Source organism: Sneathiella sp. P13V-1 (genome assembly GCF_015143595.1).
Taxonomy (GTDB): Bacteria; Pseudomonadota; Alphaproteobacteria; order Sneathiellales; family Sneathiellaceae; genus Sneathiella.
The window spans coordinates 409,356-431,544 of record NZ_WYEU01000002.1; the positions used below are offsets into that span (position 1 = coordinate 409,356).

General features: G+C 49.2%; 21 protein-coding genes and 1 tRNA gene. 9 read left to right on the forward strand and 13 right to left on the reverse strand.

Going from position 1 to position 22,189, the window contains the following annotated elements; genetic code table 11:
- Window positions 1–14: 14 nt before the first annotated feature.
- Window positions 15–88: transfer RNA gene (locus tag GUA87_RS08995), tRNA-Gln, on the reverse strand.
- Between the two features lie 183 nt (window positions 89–271).
- Between GUA87_RS08995 and GUA87_RS09000 the strand changes: the two genes are divergently transcribed.
- From GUA87_RS09000 to guaA, 6 genes are all read left to right on the forward strand, one after another.
- Window positions 272–1,408 carry a Ppx/GppA phosphatase family protein gene (locus tag GUA87_RS09000; protein ID WP_321575894.1) on the forward strand — a complete coding sequence of 379 codons (1,137 nt, stop codon included), beginning with the start codon at window positions 272–274 and terminating at the stop codon, window positions 1,406–1,408.
- Window positions 1,405–2,124 carry an RlmE family RNA methyltransferase gene (locus tag GUA87_RS09005; RefSeq protein ID WP_193716224.1) on the forward strand — a complete coding sequence of 240 codons (720 nt, stop codon included), beginning with the start codon at window positions 1,405–1,407 and terminating at the stop codon, window positions 2,122–2,124. Before GUA87_RS09000 ends, GUA87_RS09005 begins: the two co-directional genes overlap by 4 nt.
- Before the next feature lie 209 nt (window positions 2,125–2,333).
- Window positions 2,334–3,794 (forward strand): IMP dehydrogenase, encoded by a 1,461-nt coding sequence (gene guaB / locus GUA87_RS09010; RefSeq protein WP_193716225.1) that lies wholly within the window; start codon window positions 2,334–2,336, stop codon window positions 3,792–3,794.
- An 11-nt stretch (window positions 3,795–3,805) separates the two neighbouring features.
- Complete coding sequence (locus GUA87_RS09015) at window positions 3,806–5,068, forward strand: RsmB/NOP family class I SAM-dependent RNA methyltransferase (protein WP_193716226.1); 1,263 nt, start codon at window positions 3,806–3,808, stop codon at window positions 5,066–5,068.
- 135 nt (window positions 5,069–5,203) lie between these two features.
- On the forward strand, window positions 5,204–5,686 hold the full coding sequence (locus GUA87_RS09020) for a tetratricopeptide repeat protein (RefSeq protein ID WP_193716227.1): 483 nt from the start codon (window positions 5,204–5,206) through the stop codon (window positions 5,684–5,686).
- 81 nt (window positions 5,687–5,767) lie between these two features.
- A complete protein-coding gene (gene guaA, locus GUA87_RS09025) occupies window positions 5,768–7,315 on the forward strand; it encodes a glutamine-hydrolyzing GMP synthase (protein ID WP_193716228.1) in 1,548 nt (515 codons plus the stop codon).
- Between the two features lie 207 nt (window positions 7,316–7,522).
- On the opposite strand, the gene GUA87_RS09030 is transcribed toward guaA, so the two are convergent.
- Window positions 7,523–7,690 carry a hypothetical protein gene (locus GUA87_RS09030; protein WP_193716229.1) on the reverse strand — a complete coding sequence of 56 codons (168 nt, stop codon included), beginning with the start codon at window positions 7,688–7,690 and terminating at the stop codon, window positions 7,523–7,525.
- A gap of 418 nt (window positions 7,691–8,108) precedes the next feature.
- Window positions 8,109–8,285 (reverse strand): hypothetical protein, encoded by a 177-nt coding sequence (locus tag GUA87_RS09035; protein ID WP_193716230.1) that lies wholly within the window; start codon window positions 8,283–8,285, stop codon window positions 8,109–8,111.
- Between the two features lie 109 nt (window positions 8,286–8,394).
- On the opposite strand from GUA87_RS09035, the gene GUA87_RS09040 reads away from it, so the two are divergent.
- The 3 genes from GUA87_RS09040 to der are packed head-to-tail and all read left to right on the forward strand — an operon-like array spanning window position 8,395 to window position 11,763.
- Window positions 8,395–9,039: a tetratricopeptide repeat protein gene (locus GUA87_RS09040; protein ID WP_193716231.1), complete on the forward strand. Its 645-nt coding sequence runs from the start codon at window positions 8,395–8,397 to the stop codon at window positions 9,037–9,039.
- 40 nt (window positions 9,040–9,079) lie between these two features.
- The gene (locus tag GUA87_RS09045) at window positions 9,080–10,423 is read left to right on the forward strand and encodes a PQQ-binding-like beta-propeller repeat protein (RefSeq protein ID WP_193716232.1); all 1,344 of its coding nucleotides are present in this window, start codon (window positions 9,080–9,082) and stop codon (window positions 10,421–10,423) included.
- Window positions 10,424–10,431: 8 nt separating this feature from the next.
- Complete coding sequence (der, locus tag GUA87_RS09050) at window positions 10,432–11,763, forward strand: ribosome biogenesis GTPase Der (protein ID WP_193716233.1); 1,332 nt, start codon at window positions 10,432–10,434, stop codon at window positions 11,761–11,763.
- Window positions 11,764–11,777: 14 nt separating this feature from the next.
- On the opposite strand, the gene GUA87_RS09055 is transcribed toward der, so the two are convergent.
- The 10 genes from GUA87_RS09055 to GUA87_RS09100 all read right to left on the reverse strand — a co-directional run bounded on the left by GUA87_RS09055 (window position 11,778) and on the right by GUA87_RS09100 (window position 22,094).
- Entirely contained in the window at window positions 11,778–12,485 is a 708-nt protein-coding gene (locus GUA87_RS09055; RefSeq protein WP_193716234.1) for a substrate-binding periplasmic protein, read from the reverse strand.
- A gap of 54 nt (window positions 12,486–12,539) precedes the next feature.
- Window positions 12,540–13,580 (reverse strand): hypothetical protein, encoded by a 1,041-nt coding sequence (locus tag GUA87_RS09060; RefSeq protein WP_193716235.1) that lies wholly within the window; start codon window positions 13,578–13,580, stop codon window positions 12,540–12,542.
- 78 nt (window positions 13,581–13,658) lie between these two features.
- Entirely contained in the window at window positions 13,659–14,360 is a 702-nt protein-coding gene (locus GUA87_RS09065) for an SDR family NAD(P)-dependent oxidoreductase (protein WP_193716236.1), read from the reverse strand.
- A 12-nt stretch (window positions 14,361–14,372) separates the two neighbouring features.
- A complete protein-coding gene (purF, locus tag GUA87_RS09070; protein WP_227711813.1) occupies window positions 14,373–15,845 on the reverse strand; it encodes an amidophosphoribosyltransferase in 1,473 nt (490 codons plus the stop codon).
- Window positions 15,842–16,534: a CvpA family protein gene (locus tag GUA87_RS09075; RefSeq protein ID WP_193716237.1), complete on the reverse strand. Its 693-nt coding sequence runs from the start codon at window positions 16,532–16,534 to the stop codon at window positions 15,842–15,844. The genes purF and GUA87_RS09075 overlap by 4 nt, the downstream gene beginning before the upstream one ends.
- A gap of 23 nt (window positions 16,535–16,557) precedes the next feature.
- Complete coding sequence (radA, locus tag GUA87_RS09080) at window positions 16,558–17,928, reverse strand: DNA repair protein RadA (protein WP_193716238.1); 1,371 nt, start codon at window positions 17,926–17,928, stop codon at window positions 16,558–16,560.
- Between the two features lie 10 nt (window positions 17,929–17,938).
- On the reverse strand, window positions 17,939–18,715 hold the full coding sequence (locus tag GUA87_RS09085; RefSeq protein ID WP_193716239.1) for an ABC transporter ATP-binding protein: 777 nt from the start codon (window positions 18,713–18,715) through the stop codon (window positions 17,939–17,941).
- Between the two features lie 4 nt (window positions 18,716–18,719).
- A complete protein-coding gene (locus GUA87_RS09090) occupies window positions 18,720–19,496 on the reverse strand; it encodes an MlaE family ABC transporter permease (RefSeq protein WP_227711814.1) in 777 nt (258 codons plus the stop codon).
- A gap of 13 nt (window positions 19,497–19,509) precedes the next feature.
- Window positions 19,510–20,619, reverse strand: coding sequence for an alanine racemase (gene alr, locus GUA87_RS09095; protein WP_193716240.1), 1,110 nt, complete (start codon window positions 20,617–20,619; stop codon window positions 19,510–19,512).
- The gene (locus tag GUA87_RS09100) at window positions 20,616–22,094 is read right to left on the reverse strand and encodes a replicative DNA helicase (RefSeq protein ID WP_193716241.1); all 1,479 of its coding nucleotides are present in this window, start codon (window positions 22,092–22,094) and stop codon (window positions 20,616–20,618) included. The genes alr and GUA87_RS09100 overlap by 4 nt, the downstream gene beginning before the upstream one ends.
- Window positions 22,095–22,189: the final 95 nt, after the last annotated feature.

The window sequence follows — 22,189 nt, forward strand, 5'->3', positions numbered from 1 at the left end:
GAATTTTGGAAAGTTGGCTGGGGAACCAGGACTCGAACCTGGATTGACGGAGTCAGAGTCCGCTGTCCTACCATTAGACGATTCCCCAGTAGGCACGATGTGCGACCGACGGTTTGTCGGTAGGCGCGCTATCTAACAATTCAAAATCACCTTGTCAACACGCGATAATGCGCAAAGTTGATAATTTTTACTGAAATGTTTTATGAAAAACTGTTAGTCTAGGGACAAATAGGGTGTTCCACCCGTAGATTTTGTCCTGGAGGGCAGTTGCGTGACAACAGCAGACAAGCCTGACAAGGGACGAGACGCACGAAGGAGATATCTGAGACGACCACGTTCCAAACAACGAAATACAGGCAGATGGTCCCACACATATGGGGCCGTGGATCTGGGAACGAATAACTGCCGGCTACTTGTGGCCAAGCCAAATTCCGGCGGTTTTAGAGTGATCGATAGCTTCTCGCGGATTGTCCGCTTGGGCGAAGGCGTAAGTCAAAGCGGCCTGTTATCAGATGCCGCAATGAACCGCACAATAGATGCACTTGGCATCTGTGCGGATAAAATGAAGAAACGTGGCGTGTCGCGTATGCGATGTGTTGCAACCGAAGTGTGCCGAAAAGCCGATAACACGGAGGCGTTTGTCGCTCGTGTGAAGGATGAGATTGGCATGGATCTTGACGTCATCACCACAGAAGAAGAGGCGGGGTTGGCCCTTGATGGCTGTTCGCCGCTCCTTGATTATCGGAACGGCCATGCGCTGGTTTTTGATATTGGTGGGGGCAGTACGGAACTTGTCTGGCTGCGCCTAGGCAAGGACCAGAAAAACGAAATTATTGGCTGGACGTCCATCCCTTATGGCGTTGTGTCCTTGACAGAACGTCATGGCGACGTATCTGCATCTACAGGCGTCTATCGGAATATGATGGATGAAGTGGCCGCGCATATTCATGAATTTGAGCGCGAACACGGGATTTCAGACATCATCGCCGATGGTCGGGTTCAGATGCTGGGCACGTCCGGTACAGTGACAACATTAGCGGGTGTTCATTTTGGCCTGAAGCGGTATAACCGCCAGCGGGTCGATGGGGCTTGGCTGAAATCGTCGAAGATGATCGAGATTTGCGAGCGGCTTTCCATGAGTGATTACGGAGAGCGGGCGCTGGAGCCTTGTATTGGTGAGGAGCGGGCAGATCTGGTGGTCTCCGGCTGTGCCATTGTGCAGGCCATGCATAATGTCTGGCCGGTGAGCAGTATGCGGGTTGCCGATCGGGGTGTGCGCGAAGGATTGCTTCAACGCCTGATGCGCGAAGCCGATCAGGAAGCCAAGGCACAACGGCCACGACATAGAAATAGAAACAGGCGCCGCCGCGGACGTGGCAATGCCCCTGTTAAAGAAGTAGCGAAATGACAGAACGTAAGAAGAAAAACACAAGCGGCCGCAGCAGTGCGGAAATGACAGGCCGCTTGCTGCATACCAAAGTGAAAAGCGCACGGGGACGTAAATATTCGTCCAAGCTTTGGCTGGAGCGGCAGTTGAACGACCCCTATGTGGTGGAGGCCAAGACACGTGGTCTTCGCTCCCGCGCGGCGTTTAAACTGATGCAGCTTGATGATCGGTATAAATTGCTCAAACCCGGCGATAGTGTCGTGGATCTGGGCGCGGCCCCGGGTGGCTGGACGCAGATTGCTGTGGACCGTGTGGGCGCGGTCAAGGGCAAAGGGCAGGTACTCGCCGTTGATATCCTCAAAATGGAGGAAATGGCCGGCGCGAAGGTGATGCAGCTCGACTTCACAGAAGAAGATGCGGATGTGAAGGTGAAAAACGAACTTGGTGGTCCAGTGAACGCCGTGATTTCCGATATGGCGGCGCCGACAACGGGCCATCGGCAGACGGATCACCTCCGCATTGTCTATATGTGTGAACTGGCGCTTCATTTTGCCATTGATGTGCTGGCTCCGGGCGGGTGTTTTATCGCCAAAGTTCTAAAAGGCGGCACAGAGAATGAATTGCTGGATCAGCTGAAGAAAAACTTCGCGGTAGTGCGTCACGCCAAGCCCGAAGCCAGCCGCGCTGATTCCAGAGAAGCCTACGTTATTGCAACAGGATTTCGTGGGGGAGAGTGATCTTTCCCACTACATCTGCGCATAGGTGATATGCGCTTTCGGCAGTTCGAGAAATTTTATTTCTGAAAGCCGCGGTTTTCTTGAAATAAACAGGTCCTATTTCGCCCCTTTGGCTGAGGGGCTGGTCAAAAATTCAAACCGTCATAAATTTGCTCTAGGAATTTTAAAAACTGCCGCTATTATTGCGCTGCAATTCCGAAGGAGTTGCCATGAAAATCCGTGAAGCCTACACTTTTGACGATGTCCTGCTGCAACCTGCAGCCTCTGACATTCTCCCTGCACAAACCAACACTACAACTACGCTGACAAACAGTATCAAACTGGGTATTCCGCTGATCTCCAGCGCCATGGATACTGTGACCGAAGCCAAGATGGCCATAGCCATGGCTCAGGCAGGTGGTATCGGCGTGATCCACAAAAACCTCGGCATTGAGGAGCAAGCCTCCGAAGTGACGCGGGTGAAGAAATTCGAAGCCGGAATGGTAGTGAACCCACTGACCATTCGCCCGGAAGCCCCCTTGATCGAAGCCTTGAATATCATGCGGGTGCATAAAATCTCCGGTATTCCTGTGACAGAGCAGGGAACGGGTAAACTGGTGGGTATGCTGACCAACCGTGATGTGCGCTTTGCCACCAACGAAGCCCAGCCGGTAAGTGAGCTGATGACCAAAGAAAATCTGGTCACCGTTCAGGAAGGCGCCACACAGGACGATGCGAAGATCCTGCTGCACAAGCACCGCATTGAAAAAATCCTGGTCGTCGATGATGCTTATCGCTGTATCGGTCTGATTACGGTAAAAGACATTGAACGCGCCACCCTATATCCAAGTGCTTCCAAAGATGCACAGGGTCGTCTTCGTGTGGCGGCAGCTGTGGGTATTGGCGATGATGGGATCGCACGCGCGGAAGCATTGATTGATGCGGGTGTTGATGTTCTTGTTGTGGATACTGCCCATGGTCATTCTTCCCGCGTATTGGAAGCCGTTGGCCGTGTGAAAAAGCTCAGCAGCCAAGTTCAGGTCATCGGTGGTAACGTTGCGACTGCGGATGGTACCAAGGCGTTGATCGACGCCGGTGTAGATGCGGTGAAAGTGGGTATTGGTCCAGGTTCCATCTGTACAACCCGTATTGTCGCCGGTGTGGGTACACCGCAGCTGACTGCGATTATGGATGCAGCGGAAGCTGCAGAAAAATCCGGTATTCCTGTCATCGCGGACGGTGGTATCAAGACTTCCGGCGACCTTGCCAAAGCGCTGGCCGGTGGTGCCAACTGTGCCATGGTTGGATCCTTGCTGGCCGGTACAGACGAAAGCCCGGGTGAAGTTTTCCTTTATCAGGGACGTTCATTTAAATCCTACCGCGGTATGGGATCTTTGGGTGCGATGGCCCGCGGTTCTGCTGACCGTTACTTCCAGGAAGAAGTTTCCGATAACCTGAAGCTGGTTCCGGAAGGCATTGAAGGTCGTGTGCCACACCGTGGTCCTGCCAACGCCATCATTCACCAGTTGGTGGGTGGCCTGAAAGCGGCGATGGGCTACACCGGAAGCGACAGCATTTCAAAATTGCAGAAAAATGCGAACTTTGTACGTATTACAAATGCAGGCCTTAAAGAAAGTCACGTTCATGACGTGGCAATCACCCGCGAAGCGCCAAACTACCGTCAGGGTTAAGGGGCGCTTTCATGACACCATCTGCACGGCTCGCCGCTCTCGTTGAGCTTTTCGATCAATGGCAAGGGGCGCGTGAGCCTGCAGAAATAATCGTCACTGCGTATTTTCGAAACCGGAGATATGCGGGGTCGAAAGATCGCCGCTGGATTTCCAATCTGTTCTATAAATCCTTGAGAAATATGGGGCAGATTGTTGATTTTATTGAGAAAAATAATCCTGTTACTACTTCAGAGAAACGTGCTGTTGCTGCGTTGTTGAAGTTGGAAGATATCTCGGTTGAGGACCTTAAAGGGATATATCTGGAAGGTCCGCATGCGATCACCTTTGATGATGGTGATCTGGATGCGTTGGCAGCAGGGGAGCTTCCATTCGATCCTGAGCTAAATTTCCAAAGCTGGATTTCCGAAAAACTGAAGACGCAATATCAGGATCATTTTCCTAAAGTTGCAGCAGCCTATCAGGAAGGGGCACCCACCACATTTCGGGTGAACCGCTTGAAAGCAAATCGGGAGCAGGTGCTGGCCGCCTTAAAAGAAGAAGGGTTTGATGCACGCGCTACCGAGATTTCTCCAGACGGAATTATTTTATCAGGACGTGCCAATCTTAATGCGCATCCATTGATGCGGGATGGGCATATCGAGCCGCAGGATGAAGCCGCCCAGATATCTGCAATTTTGACAGATGTTAAGCCTGGGCAGTCGGTGATGGATTATTGCGCAGGTGGCGGTGGTAAAACGCTGGCCCTTGGTGCCCTTATGGAAAATGAGGGTAGGCTTCTGGCCCTTGATGTGGATGGTCGCCGGATGCAGGATATCGAACCGCGCGCGGCGCGGGCAGGGCTTGGCATTGTTAAAATGGACCGCGTTCAAGGGTTGCCTGAGACCCCATCGGAGCAGGATCTTTTCGATTGCGTTTACGTGGATGCCCCCTGCAGCGGGTCTGGCACCTGGCGGCGTCAACCGGATCAGAAATGGCGACTGACTGAAGAGCGTTTTAAAGATCTGATCAACATTCAAAAAAGCATTCTTGAAAAAGCTCATAAATTTGTAAAACCCGGGGGCAAGCTGGTTTACGCGACCTGTTCCATTCTGGAAGAAGAAAATCAAAAGCAGATCTCTGCCTTTTTGAAAACACAATCTGACTTCAAAGTGGCAACCATCAAGGGTGCTGAGATGGGTTTACCTGCCTCCGCTTGTAATGGTGGTATGTTGACATTGACACCAGATGCAATCGGTGCAGACGGATTTTTCACAGCGATCTTGCAGAAAAACTGATTGGCTCACGGGGATGTTTGTTCGTCAGTTGTGATCGCGGACAATATTTTCGTTTTTATACTGGTCTGTGTTCACATATTTCTCGTAGTATATTAACAAAATTAAAATCTATTCCCAGACGGGGAGACGCGCGAAATGTGGATCAAGAAATTCATGATGGCCCTGACATTTGTGGCGGCAACTCAGTTGCTTTCCGCCCAATTGTTGCACGCGATGGGCAGTAGTAATAACGACCAACCTGCGGCAAAGGCAGCTGATCCCAACTTTGATATGGGAAAGCAGGCCATTGATGCGAAAGATTGGCCGTCTGCGTTGAAGAGTTTCAGGCTGGTTGTCGGGAAAGACCCAAAAAACGCGGATGCCTTTAATTATATGGGATATGCGCATCGCCAAATGGGTGATTATGCTTCAGCTTTTAAGGCCTATGGTGAAGCCCTTGCCATCAATCCTAATCATAAAGGTGCCAACGAATATATCGGTGAGGCTTACCTGAAAACAGGTAACCTTGAAAAAGCGGAAATGCATTTGGCGAAACTGGACGATATCTGCACTTTTGGTTGCGCGGAGTACACCATGTTGAAGCGCAAAGTTGCCGAGTTCAAAGCCGCGCAAAACTGATAATCTGAATTAACCAAAAAAAGGGCTGAATGATCCAGAAAGTCACTGGACTTTAGCCTTTTTCATCGCTAAAACCCGTCTATGAAAAACAGTATTCTGATCATAGACTTTGGAAGTCAGGTCACCCAGCTTATCGCGCGCCGGGTCCGCGAGGCGGGGGTATATAGCGAAATCGTTCCCTTCAATAAAGCTGCCGAAAAACTGGATGAGTTCTCCCCAAGTGGTGTGATTCTTTCTGGTGGTCCAGCCTCTGTTATCGGTGATGAAACACCACGGGCACCTGAAAAGGTATTCTCCCTTGGGGTTCCGGTGCTAGGCATTTGTTACGGGCAGCAGACAATGTGTGCGCAGCTCGGCGGTACCGTCGAAGCGCCGGATCATCGTGAATTTGGCCGCGCCATGTTGGATGTTCTGGAAGATAGCCCACTATTTGAAGGCTTCTGGACAAAAGGCGATACCGATCAAGTGTGGATGAGCCACGGCGATCACGTGACCGCCATTCCGGAAGGGTTCCATCCGATTGGCACCTCCAAAGGTGCTCCGTTCGCTGCGATTGCGGATACAGATCGTCATTTTTATGGTGTTCAGTTCCACCCTGAGGTGGTTCACACACCAAAAGGTCATCTACTTATTTCAAACTTTGTCCATAAAATCTGCGGCCTTGCAGGCGACTGGACAATGGCAGCCTTTAAAGATCAGGCCATTGATGCCATTCGCCGTCAGGTTGGTGATGGCAAAGTTATCTGTGGTCTTTCTGGCGGTGTTGACAGCTCCGTTGCTGCGGTTCTGATCCATGAAGCCATCGGCGATCAGCTAACATGCGTATATGTGGATAATGGTCTGATGCGGGCAGGGGAATCCGAGCAGGTCGTCAGCCTGTTCCGGGATCACTACAATATCCCGTTGATCCACCGTGATGCGTCTGACTTGTTCTTGAATGAGCTGGAAGGTGTTTCAGATCCTGAAACCAAGCGTAAAACCATCGGGCGCATTTTCATTGATGTGTTTGATGAAGAAGCTAGCAAAATTGGCGGCGCTAAGTTCCTGGCGCAAGGTACGCTTTATCCGGATGTGATTGAATCTGTGTCTTTCTCCGGCGGTCCAAGTGTTACCATTAAATCTCACCACAATGTGGGTGGCTTGCCGGAGCGTATGGATCTTGAGCTTTTGGAGCCATTCCGTGAGCTGTTCAAGGATGAAGTTCGCGCTCTTGGACGTGAGCTTGGTATGGCGAAAGATCTTGTGGATCGTCATCCGTTCCCGGGACCTGGCCTTGCCATTCGTGTGCCGGGAGAGATTACCCGTGACCGTTTGGATATTTTGCGTAAAGCGGATGTTATTTATCTTGAAGAAATCCGCAATGCGGGCCTTTATGATGAAATCTGGCAAGCGTTCTCTGTTCTTCTGCCAGTGCGTACCGTTGGTGTGATGGGAGATAACCGGACATATGATTATGTCTGTGCCCTTCGCGCGGTGACGTCAACTGATGGTATGACAGCGGATTACTATCCGTTCAGTCACGATTTCCTTGGTCGCGTTTCAACGCGAATTATCAATGAAGTACAAGGCATTAACCGCGTGGTCTATGACACTACCTCAAAACCACCAGGAACAATTGAGTGGGAATAAAGCATATTATTGTTGGTAAAAAGCGGCCCTAAACGGGGTCGCTTTTTTGTTGAACAGCATACAGTTGATATCTCTCTGGATGCTTTGATGTTTCGAATCCATTAAAATATCTTGCAAGGCTTTATTGTCAGGTAACTATATCGCGTGGAATGACCCGCTATAAATCAACTAACTGCATTTTCTCATAAATATTGGTTTAAAATGCTATTAGTGCTTTAGTTTTTCTTCCGAAGAAATCTCGCTTTGGCGAATGGCGCGGGCGATGTCGTGCCAGCCATATTGTCTCGCTGCGTGGATCGCGCGTTCGATACCGCAGGTACGGATCAGGTTGTTTGCAATTTCTTGCTTCTGTTTCGGTAGTGCAAGGCTGGCCATAATCTAACTCCCCAGCAGGTTACTCAATAAGTGAGCATGTTATCAATTAGATGCTAATTTAAGGTAAACATCAATTGAGGCGGAAACGAGGGACGTAATTAGGCATTTTTGAGGCGATTTAGCTTGATTAATTTATGTTTTGGTGATATACAATAATTTAGAAAGTGTTAGCGATTACTGTAGGTTAAGTGGCTTAACCGACGAGTTCTTTGCAAACTTCCTGAATATGGCGACTGGTCTATTTTTATAGTGCCGCAAGCAAATGGGATACAGAAAAACGGACGCTTTTTATATAGGCGCCGCGCTTTGAATTCAGAAATGCCCGTGACTTGTGGTGAGCCAGCGCAGTGCCCACCTTGTTACGAACGCCCCGGGGATATCGGCCGTGGACGAAATTTATTGCGTCCCCAGTCCACTTTTATGCTTTGAATAGAGAATATAAAAGTAGAGCTACTAGAGCGATCGCTATCCACCCACCAACTTGCAACATAAACCCAGAGAGCTTTTGCTTGCCTGCGTAATGCCGATAGGCGGGCCACACCAAAATCAGAATACCGAGCGCATAAATCAGCCTCATTATCTGTTCTGTTTCCATTTCTTCTCCTTATTTCTGACTATTTTTCAAATATACTCCATGAGCAATTGCGTTCCACCTTTATGCAGTTTATTTTAACCCGCAAATTCAAGCGATGCTGGAGTGATTAGTGGCTGATATTTTTAGCGAAGTAGATGAAGAGGTCCGTAAAGACCGGTCCTTGGAACTTTGGGCGAAGTACGGAAAATACGTTATTGGTGGAGCGGTTGTAATTATCGCGGCAACTGCCGGTGTAGTTGCGTGGCAAAAACACCAACTGAGTCAGGCTCGGGATAACGGGGCGATTTTCGAAAATGCAAGCCGCCTTGCAACTGAGCAGAAGTTCGATGAATCTGCTGCGACATTTGGTGAGCTTTCTGTATCAGGCACTGAAGGGTATAAAGCGCTTTCGACGCTCCGTCAGGCTTCCGCATTGATTGCTGCCGGAAAAGGAGCCGATGCCATCGTTTTGTATGATGAGCTAGCTGGATCCGCTGCAGATAATGAGTTTAAAAACGCTGCCCGGATTTTTGCTGGATATTATCTGATTGATAACGGCACCACAGCGGAAGTGCGTGATCGTGTATCCTCTTTGGCTAGTTCAGGTGACCTCTGGTCTGCGAATGCACAAGAATTGTTAGCCTTGGCTGATCTTAAAGACGGAAAGAAAGACGCCGCGCTCACCACTTTGAAAGCTCTTGCGGAAGATGCCGCAGCACCAGCAGGTGTTAAAGCAAGAAGTGAGCAGTTGGTGGAAATCCTGTCAGTAAAGTAATAGAGACACTTGAATTCAGTTCAGGGAAGAGGGGCTTAGGGTGAAACGGTCAATCCGCACATTTGGTAAATGGGTAGCGCTTTGCGGTGCTATTTCCTTGGTATCTGCATGTGACAGCTTGCCAAATTGGTTTGGCGACTCTGAGGCACCGCCACTTCCTGGTGAACGAATTTCAATTCTGGCTTTGGAAAAATCACTCGAGCCGGATGAAGGTTTGGCCGATGTAACCGTAAGGCTACCGGCTCCATATGCCAATGAAAACTGGCCTCAATCGGGCGGTGCAGCAAACAATGCAATGCATCATTTGCTGGCTGATGGGCCACTCGAAGAAGTTTGGAGCCGAAATGTAGGTGAAGGTAATTCTGAAACTATCCGTATCCCTACTCGTCCTATTATTGCTGATGGTCGGTTGTTCGTCATGGATGCTCGTAGTCGTGTGCGGGCGTATGAAGCTGCAACAGGTCGATATCTTTGGGGGGTGAATTTAACACCACGTGGTGAGGAAAGCGGTACCGTTGGAGGAGGAATTTCTGCAGGTTATAACCGCTTGGTCGCAGCAACGTCCTATGGTGAAGTATTTGTGCTGGATCCTGCAACGGGCCGTCAATACTGGAAAGAGGATGTCGGCTCCCCGGTTCGGGCAGCGCCCACCATTGCTGAAGATGCTGTCTTTGTTATTACAGTAGACAGCCGTGTCATTGCACTGGAACTTGAAGACGGTGAAAACCGATGGGACTACGAAGGTGGTATTGAAACAACTGGTCTTCTAGGAGCCGCAAGTGCTGCTGTAGATAACGGGTTGGTCATTGTTCCATTTTCGACAGGCGAGCTTTACGCACTGCGAGCAGATAATGGTCAGCAGGCTTGGAGTGATCAGCTTCAGAAGAAACGTCGTTACAGCTCTTTGACGTCACTTGCCGATATTAATGCAAATCCCGTGATTGATCGTGGGCTTGCTATTGCCGCCAGTTTCTCCGGCCATATGGTGGGCATTGATACTCGTAGCGGGAACCGCAAATGGGATCAAGAAATCTCTACTCTGCAAACGCCCTGGGTTGCCGGCGATTTCATTTTTGCAGTCACAACGGACGGTGAATTGGTTTGCCTTTCCAGACAAACAGGATTGATCCGTTGGGTCAGATCACTTGGTAAATATGAAGATCCTGAGGACAAATCAGGGTTAATTGTGTGGAATGGACCTGTTTTGGTAAGTGATCGTTTGATTTTGACTAATAATTACGGTATTGCGGTGTCTGTTTCCCCCTATGATGGAGAGATCCTGGGTAAGTTGGAGCTGGATGATCCTGTTTCCATCCCACCGGTGGTCGCCGGGGGTATATTATATATCTTAACGGACGATGCCCGCTTAGTGGCACTTCGCTGATTAACTAAATGTCATTTACAGTAGCAATTATCGGGCGGCCCAATGTGGGTAAGTCCACTTTATTTAATCGCCTCGTTGGTAAGAAGTTGGCCCTGGTGGATGATACCCCAGGGGTAACCCGTGACCGGCGCGAGGGGGATGCCCGTATTGGGTCTTTGAAATTCCGTGTGATAGATACGGCGGGATTAGAAGAGGCTTTTGATGATAGCCTTGAAGGGCGTATGCGACAGCAGACGGAACGCGCCTTGGAAGAAGCCGATGTTGCGCTGATGTTATATGACGCACGCCTTGGGGTTACCCCTATGGACAGCCATTTTGCTGATTGGATCCGCAAATCTTCTGTTCCCGTCATTCTTTGCGCAAACAAATGTGAAGGTAAGGATGCACACGCTGAACTTCACGATGCCTATTCTCTTGGACTTGGAGATCCTGTGGCTGTGTCGGCAGAACATGGCGAAGGGATGGGGGAACTGTTTGATCTGTTGCTCCCTTATGAGAGGGAACAAGAAGAAGACATTCCGGCAAAAGACCGTCCGTTGCAGCTTGCCATCGTTGGTCGTCCGAATGCCGGTAAATCTACACTGGTAAACAAAATCATTGGTGAAGACCGATTGCTTACTGGCCCGGAAGCGGGTGTGACCCGTGACGCTATCTCCGTTGAGTGGGAACATGAAGGCCAGAAAATCAAACTTGTGGACACAGCAGGTATTCGCCGTAGAGCCCGGGTTCAGAAAAAACTGGAAAAACTGTCTGTCGCCGATAGCCTCAGGGTTATCAAAATGGCGGAGGTCGTTGTTCTTGTGATTGATGCGGATGTTTCTTTTGAGAAGCAGGATCTGACTATTGCTGCTCATGTGATTAATGAAGGCCGGGCGCTTGTGGTCGCTGTGAACAAATGGGACATTGTGAAAGATCGTAACGCGATGTTGCAACATATCCGCGATAAATTGCAGGTTTCTTTGCCTCAGGTTCGTGGTGTGCCAGTTGTAACCATGTCCGCGCTTACCGGACGAGGTCTTGAAAAACTGATCCCTCAGGTGCTGAGAGTTTACGAACTGTGGAATAAACGTATTTCAACAGCACAGCTCAACCGTTGGCTGGAAGGTATGTTGGAGCGGCATCCGCCGCCAATGGTGAAAGGGCGACGTCTGAAAGTTCGGTATATGACACAAGTGAAATCACGTCCGCCGACCTTTTCATTATTTATGTCGTCCCGTGGTGAGTTGCCTGAGGCTTATATCAGATACCTGATCAACGGTTTACGCGAAGATTTTGATATGCCGGCGGTACCGATCAGGATCTCTCCACGAACCGGCAAAAACCCATATGCAAAAGATTAATATGAAAGCCTCACCTAATTGGTGGGGCTTTTGTTTTCCAGCGAAGTGAAAGCGGCTTTCAGTCGTCTGACTAGCTCAGTGCTGCTGTTCTTGTTCAGGGCAATGTATAAACGGCTGTTCAGGAGTTCCGGGCCTCGAATGCTGTAGGTGATGACGCCAGGATATAATTTTTCAAAGGATTTCAATGTTTTTTCAGACGTTGCAACGAAATCAGCCCGACCCATAGTGACCAATCGTATCGCTTCAAATTCTTCTACAGATTTAAGAATACTAGCAGGGGGAAACCCTTTTCTTTGCAAGGCTTCAAGCGACATGGATTGCCTGACGACAGAGATCTTATGGTTCTTTAACTCATTGAGATTTTTTGGAACGGGTTGGCTTTTTTTGAAACTATAGAAATAAATCGGATCACTTTGGTGGAGTTCACTAATCCATTGAAAAAGATGTTCACGGTTTTTTGTGCGAACAATTGTGTAGATGGCAATGTTTTTCTTTTGAAGCGCCATTTCATAGGCGCGCGCCCACGGCAACTTAATTATCTGAAATTCAATGCCGTTTCGGGTAAGTGTCTTTTTGACGATATCTGTGGACGTGCCACCGATCTGACCGTTTTCATTTGTTACATATGGCGGCCAGATATCTGTAACAATCGTCAGTTTTTCATTTGCCCAAACAGGGCGGCAAATAAAAGTGAAGACGAATAGAAAGAAAAAGGCGCGCATTTATATACCTTAAGTTTTATGCCATAAGTATAATTTAATATTGCGCGCTATTATTCAAGATCTAATATTTTTTACAGTCCAGACGAGTTTTTCTTCGTTAATCTGCTGCATATCAAGGCCTAACATTTCGCGGTTAGACCTGACGGTACCAATCCAAAGTTCTTTCCAGCAATCCAGCATGATCTGCCGTTCTATGCCGCTTAGGCCACGCAAGATACGAAGACCAGTATGTTCAAAGCAGGTATCGTTGGTATTTGCGATAGGCGTTGTATTGTCCCCCATACCTTTAAAGATAGTTTGCAGAAACAGGGAAGCATTTTGCTCATTTCCTTCTTTCAGCCCCAGCAGATCTGTAAGTTTGGGGAAATACTGCAGACCAATCAGACGAGCAGCTTTGCCACCCAATTCTCGGGTTTCATAAGGACCAATGACGTGACAAAGTTCGCTGAGGCCATTTCGGATATATTCCATGGCATAGTTTCTATTTGCTTTGACCAGACGTTCTGCCGACCAGCTCTCGGTAGGTGGTACAGGCTGGCTGTTGGGATTAAAAGGAGGGGGTAGTTCACCTTTAGCGAACTGAAGTCTTTCATCGTCGGAAAGGTCATGATCATATTCTTTAAAATACCCGCAAAAACCAAATTCACCGGTTAAGTCTTCAGATACGCAGACATATCCGAGACGGGGGTTTTTAAGAGAAACACCGTTATGTGCATACCAGCCGCGCATAAAACCACGCCCAACTTCCTTTGGAACACCACAAAGAGTAGGGCCATCATACATCCAGCGGGGATATCGAAACCTTACCCATGCTTTCTTGCTGTTCTCTTCCATATATTCAACACCGACACCGCCGATGGCATTGGATAGGACATGGTACTTCGCGCACGCAACCGCATCTGGCTCTCTTGAGAGGCCGAGCTTTTCAAAGCTGCTCAGGAATTTCTCCAGATGTTGCCGTCTGAAAAGACGAAACATCCATTCTTCAACAATGTCAGGGGATTTATTGGCAGAAACCATCAGCTGCAAACCAAGGAGGTATGCGTGGTGAATTTCTGCCTGCGCTTCAATCGCAGCATTGCCTGAAGTTTCCATATGATGTCCTTCCATTATTTGGAATGTTTTTTTGGACATCATATGGCTTAAGAAGAGTGGCTGCAACGCCCTATCAAATTAGAGGGTGATAATCTCACCATTACCTGAATAGTCAGCAGACAGGTATTTAAGGATTTCAGTTGCTTTTTCTTCAGGCGTTGGCAGCGTGCTTTGGTCTTCGCCAGGATAGGCGGACAGACGCAACTTTGTCGCCGTGGCGCCAGGGTCCAGAAGGTTCACTTTTGCATTGGTGCGTTCAATTTCACCGGCATAGGTCTGAATAAAGCTCTCAAGTGCGGCTTTTGTTGCAGCGTAGCCGCCCCAGTACAGTTTGTGTTCCCGTGCAGCGGCTGATGTCAGGAATAGTGCCCGTCCGGCTTCACTTGCACGAAGAAGCGGGTCCAGAGCGCGAAGAAGGCGCCAGTTCGCATGAACGTTCAGGCGGAAGATATCTTCCCAGAGCTTTGGATCATACTGTGGCAGTGGTGTCAGTTTGCCAAGCATTGCGGCGGAGCCCACCAGAATGTCCAGCTTTTTCCAGCGTTCAAACAAAGGCGCGGCAAGACCGTCAATGTTATTTGTTTCCAGCAGATCAAGTGGCACCAGTGTGGAAGAGCCACCAGCTTTCTGGATTTCATCGTCTACTTCTTCAAGGCCGCCGACAGAACGGGCGATCATGATGACATGTGCGCCTTCTTTTGCGAGGGCAATAGACACAGCCCTGCCAATTCCGCGAGAGGCACCTGTGACCAGTGCGGTTTTACCTTCAAAACTTTTCATGTCGTTATCCGTTTAAGAACCCTCTGAAAGAAGGGTCAATTCTTTGTCTTCGCCTGTCTCGTGATCTGTAAGATCAATGGGATAGTCGCCAGTAAAGCAGGCGTCGCAATATTGTGGCTGATCATTGTTGCGACCATCTTCACCCATGGCTTTATATAAGCCATCCAAAGAGATGAAACTCAGGCTGTCTGCACCGATAAATTTGCACATTTCATCAATGTTATATTGAGCGGCAAGTAGTTTTTGACGGGTAGGGGTGTCCACCCCGTAGAAGCAGGAATGACTTGTTGGCGGGCTTGCGATCCGCATATGAACTTCTGTCGCTCCCGCATCGCGCATCATCTGCACAATCTTGGTAGATGTGGTTCCGCGAACAATACTGTCATCCACCAATACAACACGTTTTCCTTTAATCAGGGCCTGGTTCGCGTTGTGTTTAAGTTTAACACCTAAGTGGCGGATTTGATCCGTAGGCTCAATAAAGGTCCGTCCAACATAGTGGTTCCGGATGATACCAAGCTCAAATGGCATCCCTGATTGTTCGGCATAGCCGATAGCCGCTGGAGTGCCAGAGTCCGGAACAGGAATAACTGCATCCGCCTCTACAGGGTTCTCAGAGGCGAGTTGACGCCCAATATCCTTGCGTACGTCATAGACAGAACGTTCTTCAAGAACACTGTCCGGACGTGCAAAATAGATATGTTCGAAAATGCAGAAGCGGCGAGGTGGGTTATTAAATGGAGAATGGGAACTGATACCATCCTCATCGATGATCACGACCTCCCCGGGCTCCACATCCCGAATAAATTCAGCACCGATGATATCCAATGCGCATGTTTCAGACGCCAAGATGTAAGAGCTATCCAGTTTACCAAGAACCAATGGGCGAACCCCATACGGGTCGCGCATTCCGATCATCTTCTTACTGGTCAAAGAGACGAGGGAGTAAGCACCCTTAATTTTCGACATTGCATCAACAATGCGATCTACCACTTTGATTTTCTTGCTATTTGCGATTAAGTGGATGATTACTTCAGTGTCCATGGTGGACTGAAAGATGCTGCCTTCCTGAACCAGCTGCTTGCGAAGTGTCGCAGCGTTAGTCAGGTTTCCGTTATGGGCTACAGCAAGACCGCCATTGGCAAGATCAGCAAAAATTGGCTGAACATTTCTAAGGACGGTGCCACCTGTTGTGGCATATCGATTGTGGCCAACTGCTGCGTCACCTTTAAGGCTGTTGATGACAGCTTCACTTGAGAAGTTGTCGCCGACTTTACCCATTGCTTTATGACTATGGAAGTGGCGACCATCGTGGCTGACGATGCCCGCAGCTTCCTGTCCTCGATGTTGCAACGCATGAAGGCCTAGTGCAACGAGGGCGGCGGCTTCTTCGTGACCATAAATGCCAAAGACACCACATTCTTCATGCAGTTTGTCATCATCAAACGGTGTGCCGGTCATTTGGACATAATCATGTTCAGTCATGGTTTTACCTGAGTACCTTTAGTGAGGTTTTCCATCTGTTGTCGGGATTTTTCATCATATCCCTTCTCCAGATCTTCAATGGCATCTTTCACCGATTTCTCGACGTCATTACGCAACGTCTCGGGGATGCTTTCATAACCTTTTTTCGCCTTTATGGCGCTATCTTCCGCTGCTTCCGTCGCGATGCGCAGATTTTCCTGCATATCAGGCGGGGTCAGTGCGGCAACAAATTCACCAGCCGCCTGCGCAATGGGAAGCATCCTGGCTTCTGTCACGGCTTCTGGTCGGCCATTTTTGGGAACGAACTGGACAAATACCAGCCAAGCGATCCCAACAACAACAATGGCGCGCGCGATGCCAAAGAAAATACCCAATGAGCGATCTAATGCACCAAGGGCTGAGGCTTTCACCTTTTCCGACACGGCGTGGGTGAGAAAAGAGAGGGCGACAAGGCTTACAATAAACAAGCCGGCACCAGTTGCCAGATCAGCCAGCAATATGTTCGGGATGTAGAGGCGTGGATAAGGCTGTACGACCGGGAAAAGATACAGTGCGATGAAGGTTGCTCCGATCCACCCGGAAATGGACAGTACTTCTTTTACAAATCCACGCAGAAAGCCAAATGCTGCTGATACAACAAGGATGACAAGAATAAGAGCGTCCACGATATTGATGGGCAGTTCCTGCATAATCCGGTCTCTAGCCTTTAAACCTAACTCTCGTTGGTGTTTGCCGTGAACAACCGCACGATCTCTGACAAATGTTCAATCTCAATCGTGCGAATGGAGTTTTCTTTCACTTTACTGCCAACCGGTATGATGGCAGTGGTGAAACCCAATTTCGCGGCTTCCTTCAGACGGGCATCCGTCTGACCGACAGCTCTGATTTCACCTGATAATCCAATCTCACCAAAAATGATACTATTTTCGGGAACAGGGACATCGGAAATTGATGATACAAGGGCAGCCGCGACGGCAAGGTCGGCTGCTGGCTCATTGACTCTGAGACCACCAGCAACGTTCAGATAGACCTCATTACCTGTAAGGGAGAGGCCGCAACGGGCATCCAGCACCGCAAGGATCATCGCCAAACGGCTTGAATCCCAGCCAACAACTGCGCGGCGCGGGGTTGCTTGCTGTGAGGGGGCAACAAGTCCTTGTATTTCGACCAGCAAAGGGCGAGTGCCTTCCATACCTGCAAAAACAGATGCCCCGCTGATCGCTTTTTCCTGATTGCCCAGAAAAAGAGAAGAAGGGTTACTGACCTCCTTCAAGCCTTTATCAGTCATTTCAAAGACGCCGATTTCATCGGTCGCACCGAAACGATTCTTAACCGCCCGCAAAATTCGGAACTGATGACCACGATCGCCTTCAAAATAGAGAACCGTATCCACCATATGCTCAAGAACCCTAGGGCCAGCAATTTGCCCATCCTTGGTCACGTGCCCCACCAGCATCAGAGCGCAGTTGAGTTTTTTCGCAAGGCGGATCAATTCCTGTGAACAGGCACGCACCTGAGAGACAGTGCCAGGGGCGCTATCCAGATTATCTGCATACATAGTCTGGATAGAGTCGATAATCAGAAGATCCGGGGCGTCCTGCTTTTCAAGGCTTGTGACGATATCCCGGATGGAATTGGCCGCCGCCAGTTTTACAGGGCTGTCCTGTAATCCAAGGCGTTTGGCACGCATGGATATCTGAGTGGTTGCCTCCTCCCCAGAGATGTAGGTGCATTTGTAGCCTTGCTTGGCCATCACCCCAACGGCCTGCAATAGGATGGTGGATTTGCCGATACCCGGATCACCACCGATGAGCACTGACGAGCCGGGTACAAAACCACCACCTAAAACGCGGTCTAGTTCTGCGACACCACAATTGGCCCTTTTATATTCCTTGGCGACCGTATCAAGGGACGTAAATTCCAGTTTTCGTCCTTTACCACTTGAAAGACCTTTAGGAACCGCTTCGTTGGTGGCTTCTTCTGCAATGGAATTCCATTCGCCGCAGGCGTCACATTTACCCTGCCATTTGCGGTAACTTGCACCACAGTTTTGACAGGAAAAATGTTCAGTTACTCTTGCCATAAAATCCCTATCAGGGCTTGAGGATATCCAATTCGATAGGGCCGTTTATATCACCCTTGATGAACTGTTCAACATAAGGATTGCCAGAATCCTCAATCTGATCAGCAGGGCCTACCCAAACAACCGACCCTTTGTAAATAAGGGCAATGCGATCCGCAATTTTCTGCGCGCTTTCCATATCATGGGAAATGGTCAGAGTTGTCGCGCCCAAATGTTCGGTACAATCCCGAATGAGATTATCAATGACGTCCCCCATAATAGGGTCGAGGCCAGTGGTTGGTTCATCAAAGAAGATGATTTCAGGGCTTGTTGCAATGGCGCGAGCAAGGCCCACACGCTTTTGCATGCCGATGGACAAGGAAGCCGGGTTTTTATTTGCCATTTCAGGGCCAAGTCCAACCAGTGCCAGTTTTTCGATGGCAATTTCCTTGGCTTCTTTGCGTTTCATACCCTGCGCCTGTATTAGCCCAAAGGCGACATTCTCCCAAACAGGTAAGCTGTCAAAAAGGGCAGCATATTGAAACAACATTCCCGTGTTATTCAGTGTTTTTTCCCGGTCTTCTTTGGATAAGTCGAGAACCGATTGTCCATTGAGGTGGATTTCTCCACTTTCAGGATGAAGAAGGCCCAGAATGCATTTCAGCATGACGGATTTTCCAGTGCCGGACCCACCGATGACGACGACCGACTCACCCTTCGCGATATCAAGGGAAAGGTCATTTAGAACGTGTTTATTTCCAAACGATTTGCAGACGTTCTGAAGGGATATCGCAGGTACTTCCGTCATTCAATCAATCCAGCAGAAGAACGGTCAGGAAGTAGTCACTGACAAGGATCAGAATAAAGGAGGAGACAACCGCATTTGTTGTTGCGCGTCCAACTCCTTGCGCGCCACCAGTGGAATTAAATCCGTGGTAACAACCCATCAAAGAGACAATAAACCCGAAGACGGATGCCTTGATCAGACCAGAAACAACATCACGGGTTTCAAGGAAATCAAAGGTATTTTTGATGTAGGAGCTGGGGTTAAAACCAAGAGATTCAGTTGCGACAAGATACCCACCGGACACACCGATAATATCCGCAACTAATACAAGGATGGGGAGGGTGATCATGCCTGCAAGCACGCGCGGCGCCACCAGATATTTGAACGGGTTTGTAGATAAAGTGACGAGTGCGTCAATCTGTTCGGTAACCCGCATGGTGCCAATTTCCGCAGCGATCGCCGCACCAACACGGCCGGCGACCATCAAACCGGATAGCACCGGTGCCAGCTCGCGTGTCAGACCAATGACCACAATGGTCGCCACAGCACTTTCTGCGTTAAAACGAGAGGAGCCCACATAAATCTGCAAGGCAAGCACCATGCCCGTAAACAGGGCGGTCATTCCGACAACCGGCAAAGAGAAATAGCCGATCTGCATCAACTGGCGAAGGAAAATTCTAAGATAAAATGGAGGGAGGAAGATGTGGCGGACTGTTTGAACGGTAAACAGGCTTAAGTGACCGACTGCGGTCATAAATTTAAGTGCAACCCGTCCGATTGCGGCAAGAAAATTCCATTCCATAACTCTGCCCCGTTTACTCCCCGCCGACATAGTCACGGTAATATCTATGCCCTAAAGACGTCAGGATCTCGTAAGGAATGGTTCCGGATTTTTCCGCAACTTCCTCCAAGGTGATCCCGTCACCGATCAATGTCACATACTCCCCCGCACGGCTTTTTTCTTCTGGTATCGCCGTCATATTGACAGTCAGCATATCCATGGATATGCGCCCCACAATCGGTGCCCGCGCGCCATCAATGCCAACTTCAGCAATTCCACCAAGGTTACGTGGATACCCGTCGGCATACCCAATGGCAATCTTGGCAATCCGTTCTTTGCCTTGCGTTATGTAGGTCGAACCGTATCCAACGGTTGTACCTTTGTCAAGCGTATCAACTTGTAAGATTTTTCCTTTTAATTCAATGACATCGGACATTGGATTGTCTTTGTCAGGTGTCGGGTTTGCCCCATAGAGAGCCACGCCGGGGCGCAGTAGATCAAAGTGGTAATCCTGTCCTAAGAAAATCCCGCTGGAATTTGCGAAAGATATGGGCAGATTTTGAAGATTTTCAGGCAGTTGAGACCGAAGTTCCTGTAACTTGTTTCTTTGGATGTAGTTCATCGGGTTTTGAGCTTCATCGGCGCAGGCCAGATGGCTCATCACATATAGAATTTCTATATGATCCCAATAGGTTACATCATGAAGTGCTTCTAAGTCACTTGCCACAAAACCTAGTCGGCTGATACCTGTGTCTATATGCAGCAGAGCAGGGAGCTTAAGGCCTTTGCTTTTTGCAAAGCCGTTCCATTTTTTAAGTGATTGAAGATCACCGATTACTGGGATCAGGCTATTTTCGGTATAAGTATCTGCAGAACCCAATAACCCGTTTAAGATAAAAATCTGCGCTTGGGGTAGTTTGTGTCGAAGTTTGATCCCTTCCTCGGGTAAGGCGACAAAAAAGGTGCGACATCCCTTATTCCACAGAGCAGGGCCAATTCGGTCGGCGCCCAGACCGTAAGCGTTGGCTTTCACAACAGCAGCGCATTCTGCTTTTGGGGCCTGAGAGTTCAGGATCTCATAGTTTTGGACAAGCGCATCCAGATCAATGCGCAATATACCTCCGGCAAGATCCTCTGACCTCATTCATGATGCTCCGGCAAGTACTGATCCAACGCCAGATCACCAAAGCGCGTAAATTCGGACTGGAACTGCAAACGGACGTTACCAATGGGACCGTGACGCTGTTTGCCGATGATTACCTCCGCCATATTGTGGACACGCGCCATTCGCTCCTGCCATTCAATATGTTCTGGGGTTCCTTCGGTTGGCTCTTTACGGCCTTCATAATATTCTTCGCGATACACGAACATAACAACGTCGGCATCCTGCTCAATGGAACCGGATTCACGAAGGTCAGAAAGCTGCGGGCGTTTGTCATCGCGGCTTTCTACCTGACGGGAAAGCTGAGAAAGCGCGATGACCGGAATATCCAGCTCCTTAGCCACGGCTTTCAGGCCCTGTGTCACTTCAGAGATTTCCTGAACACGGCTATCGGTCCGGCCACTACCTTTCATCAATTGCAGATAGTCGACAACAATAAGGCCAAGACCATGACTTCTTTTTAGACGCCGGGCGCGGGTACGAAGTGCTGCGATTGAAATGGCCGGTGTATCGTCAATAAACAGCGGAAGTTCCGCCAGCATGGCGCTTTGGGGCACCAGACGATTGGCAAACTCATCATCTGTGAGATCGCCGCGGCGGAGCTTCTCAGAGCTGATCTCGGTAGCTTCGGCAAGAATACGACCGACAAGTTGTTCTGCTGACATTTCAAGTGAAAAGAAGGCAACTGCGGCACCTTCTTTTCCGTCACTGTTTTTATGAGCTTTCGCCGCATTATAACAAATGTTGGTGGCAAGGGATGTCTTACCCATGGATGGGCGTCCCGCAAGGATCAGCAGGTCTGAATTGTGAAGGCCACCCAATTTGGCATCCATATCCCGAAGGCCTGTGGTGACACCTACCAGGTTGCCATCCCGCTGGAATGCCTCTTCGATGCTCTTTACTGCTTGGCTCACCGCGTTGCGAACAGGTGAGAGGCCGCCTTCATGGCTTCCTGTTTCAGCAAGGGCAAACAGTTGGCGTTCAGCATTTTCAATTTGCGTGGAAGAGGTTTCCGTCAATTCACTGTCATAGGCGGTGTTGACGATATCTTCTCCCAGATTGATCAATTCACGACGAAGTGCCAGATCATAAATGATGCGGCCGTAGTTTTCAGCATTGATAATTGTCGTCGCAGAAGCGGCCAGGCGGGCCAAATACTGCGCGCCGCCAATATCCGCCAAGGCTTCGTCCCGGTCGAAATAAGATTTAAGAGTGACTGGATCCGCAATTTCACCACGGTCAATCAGAATGGATACTGCCTCGTATATGCGGGCATGCACACCCTCAAAGAAATGTTCTGGTTTCAGAAAGGCATTGACCTTTGCGGCGGCTTCATTGTTGATCAGGATCGCGCCCAAAAGGTCTCGTTCAGCATCCAGATTATGGGGCATTGAACGATAGGCGGGCAGGTCTTCATTGCCTGTTTCCAGGTCGGTGGTCGGGACAGTATTTTCCATGATCCCAAGTTTATCAAATCTGATCCCACGCACCAGCGCATTTTAGGTTTTTCATCAGGCGAATTTAACTCACATGTTGTGGATAAATTTATTCA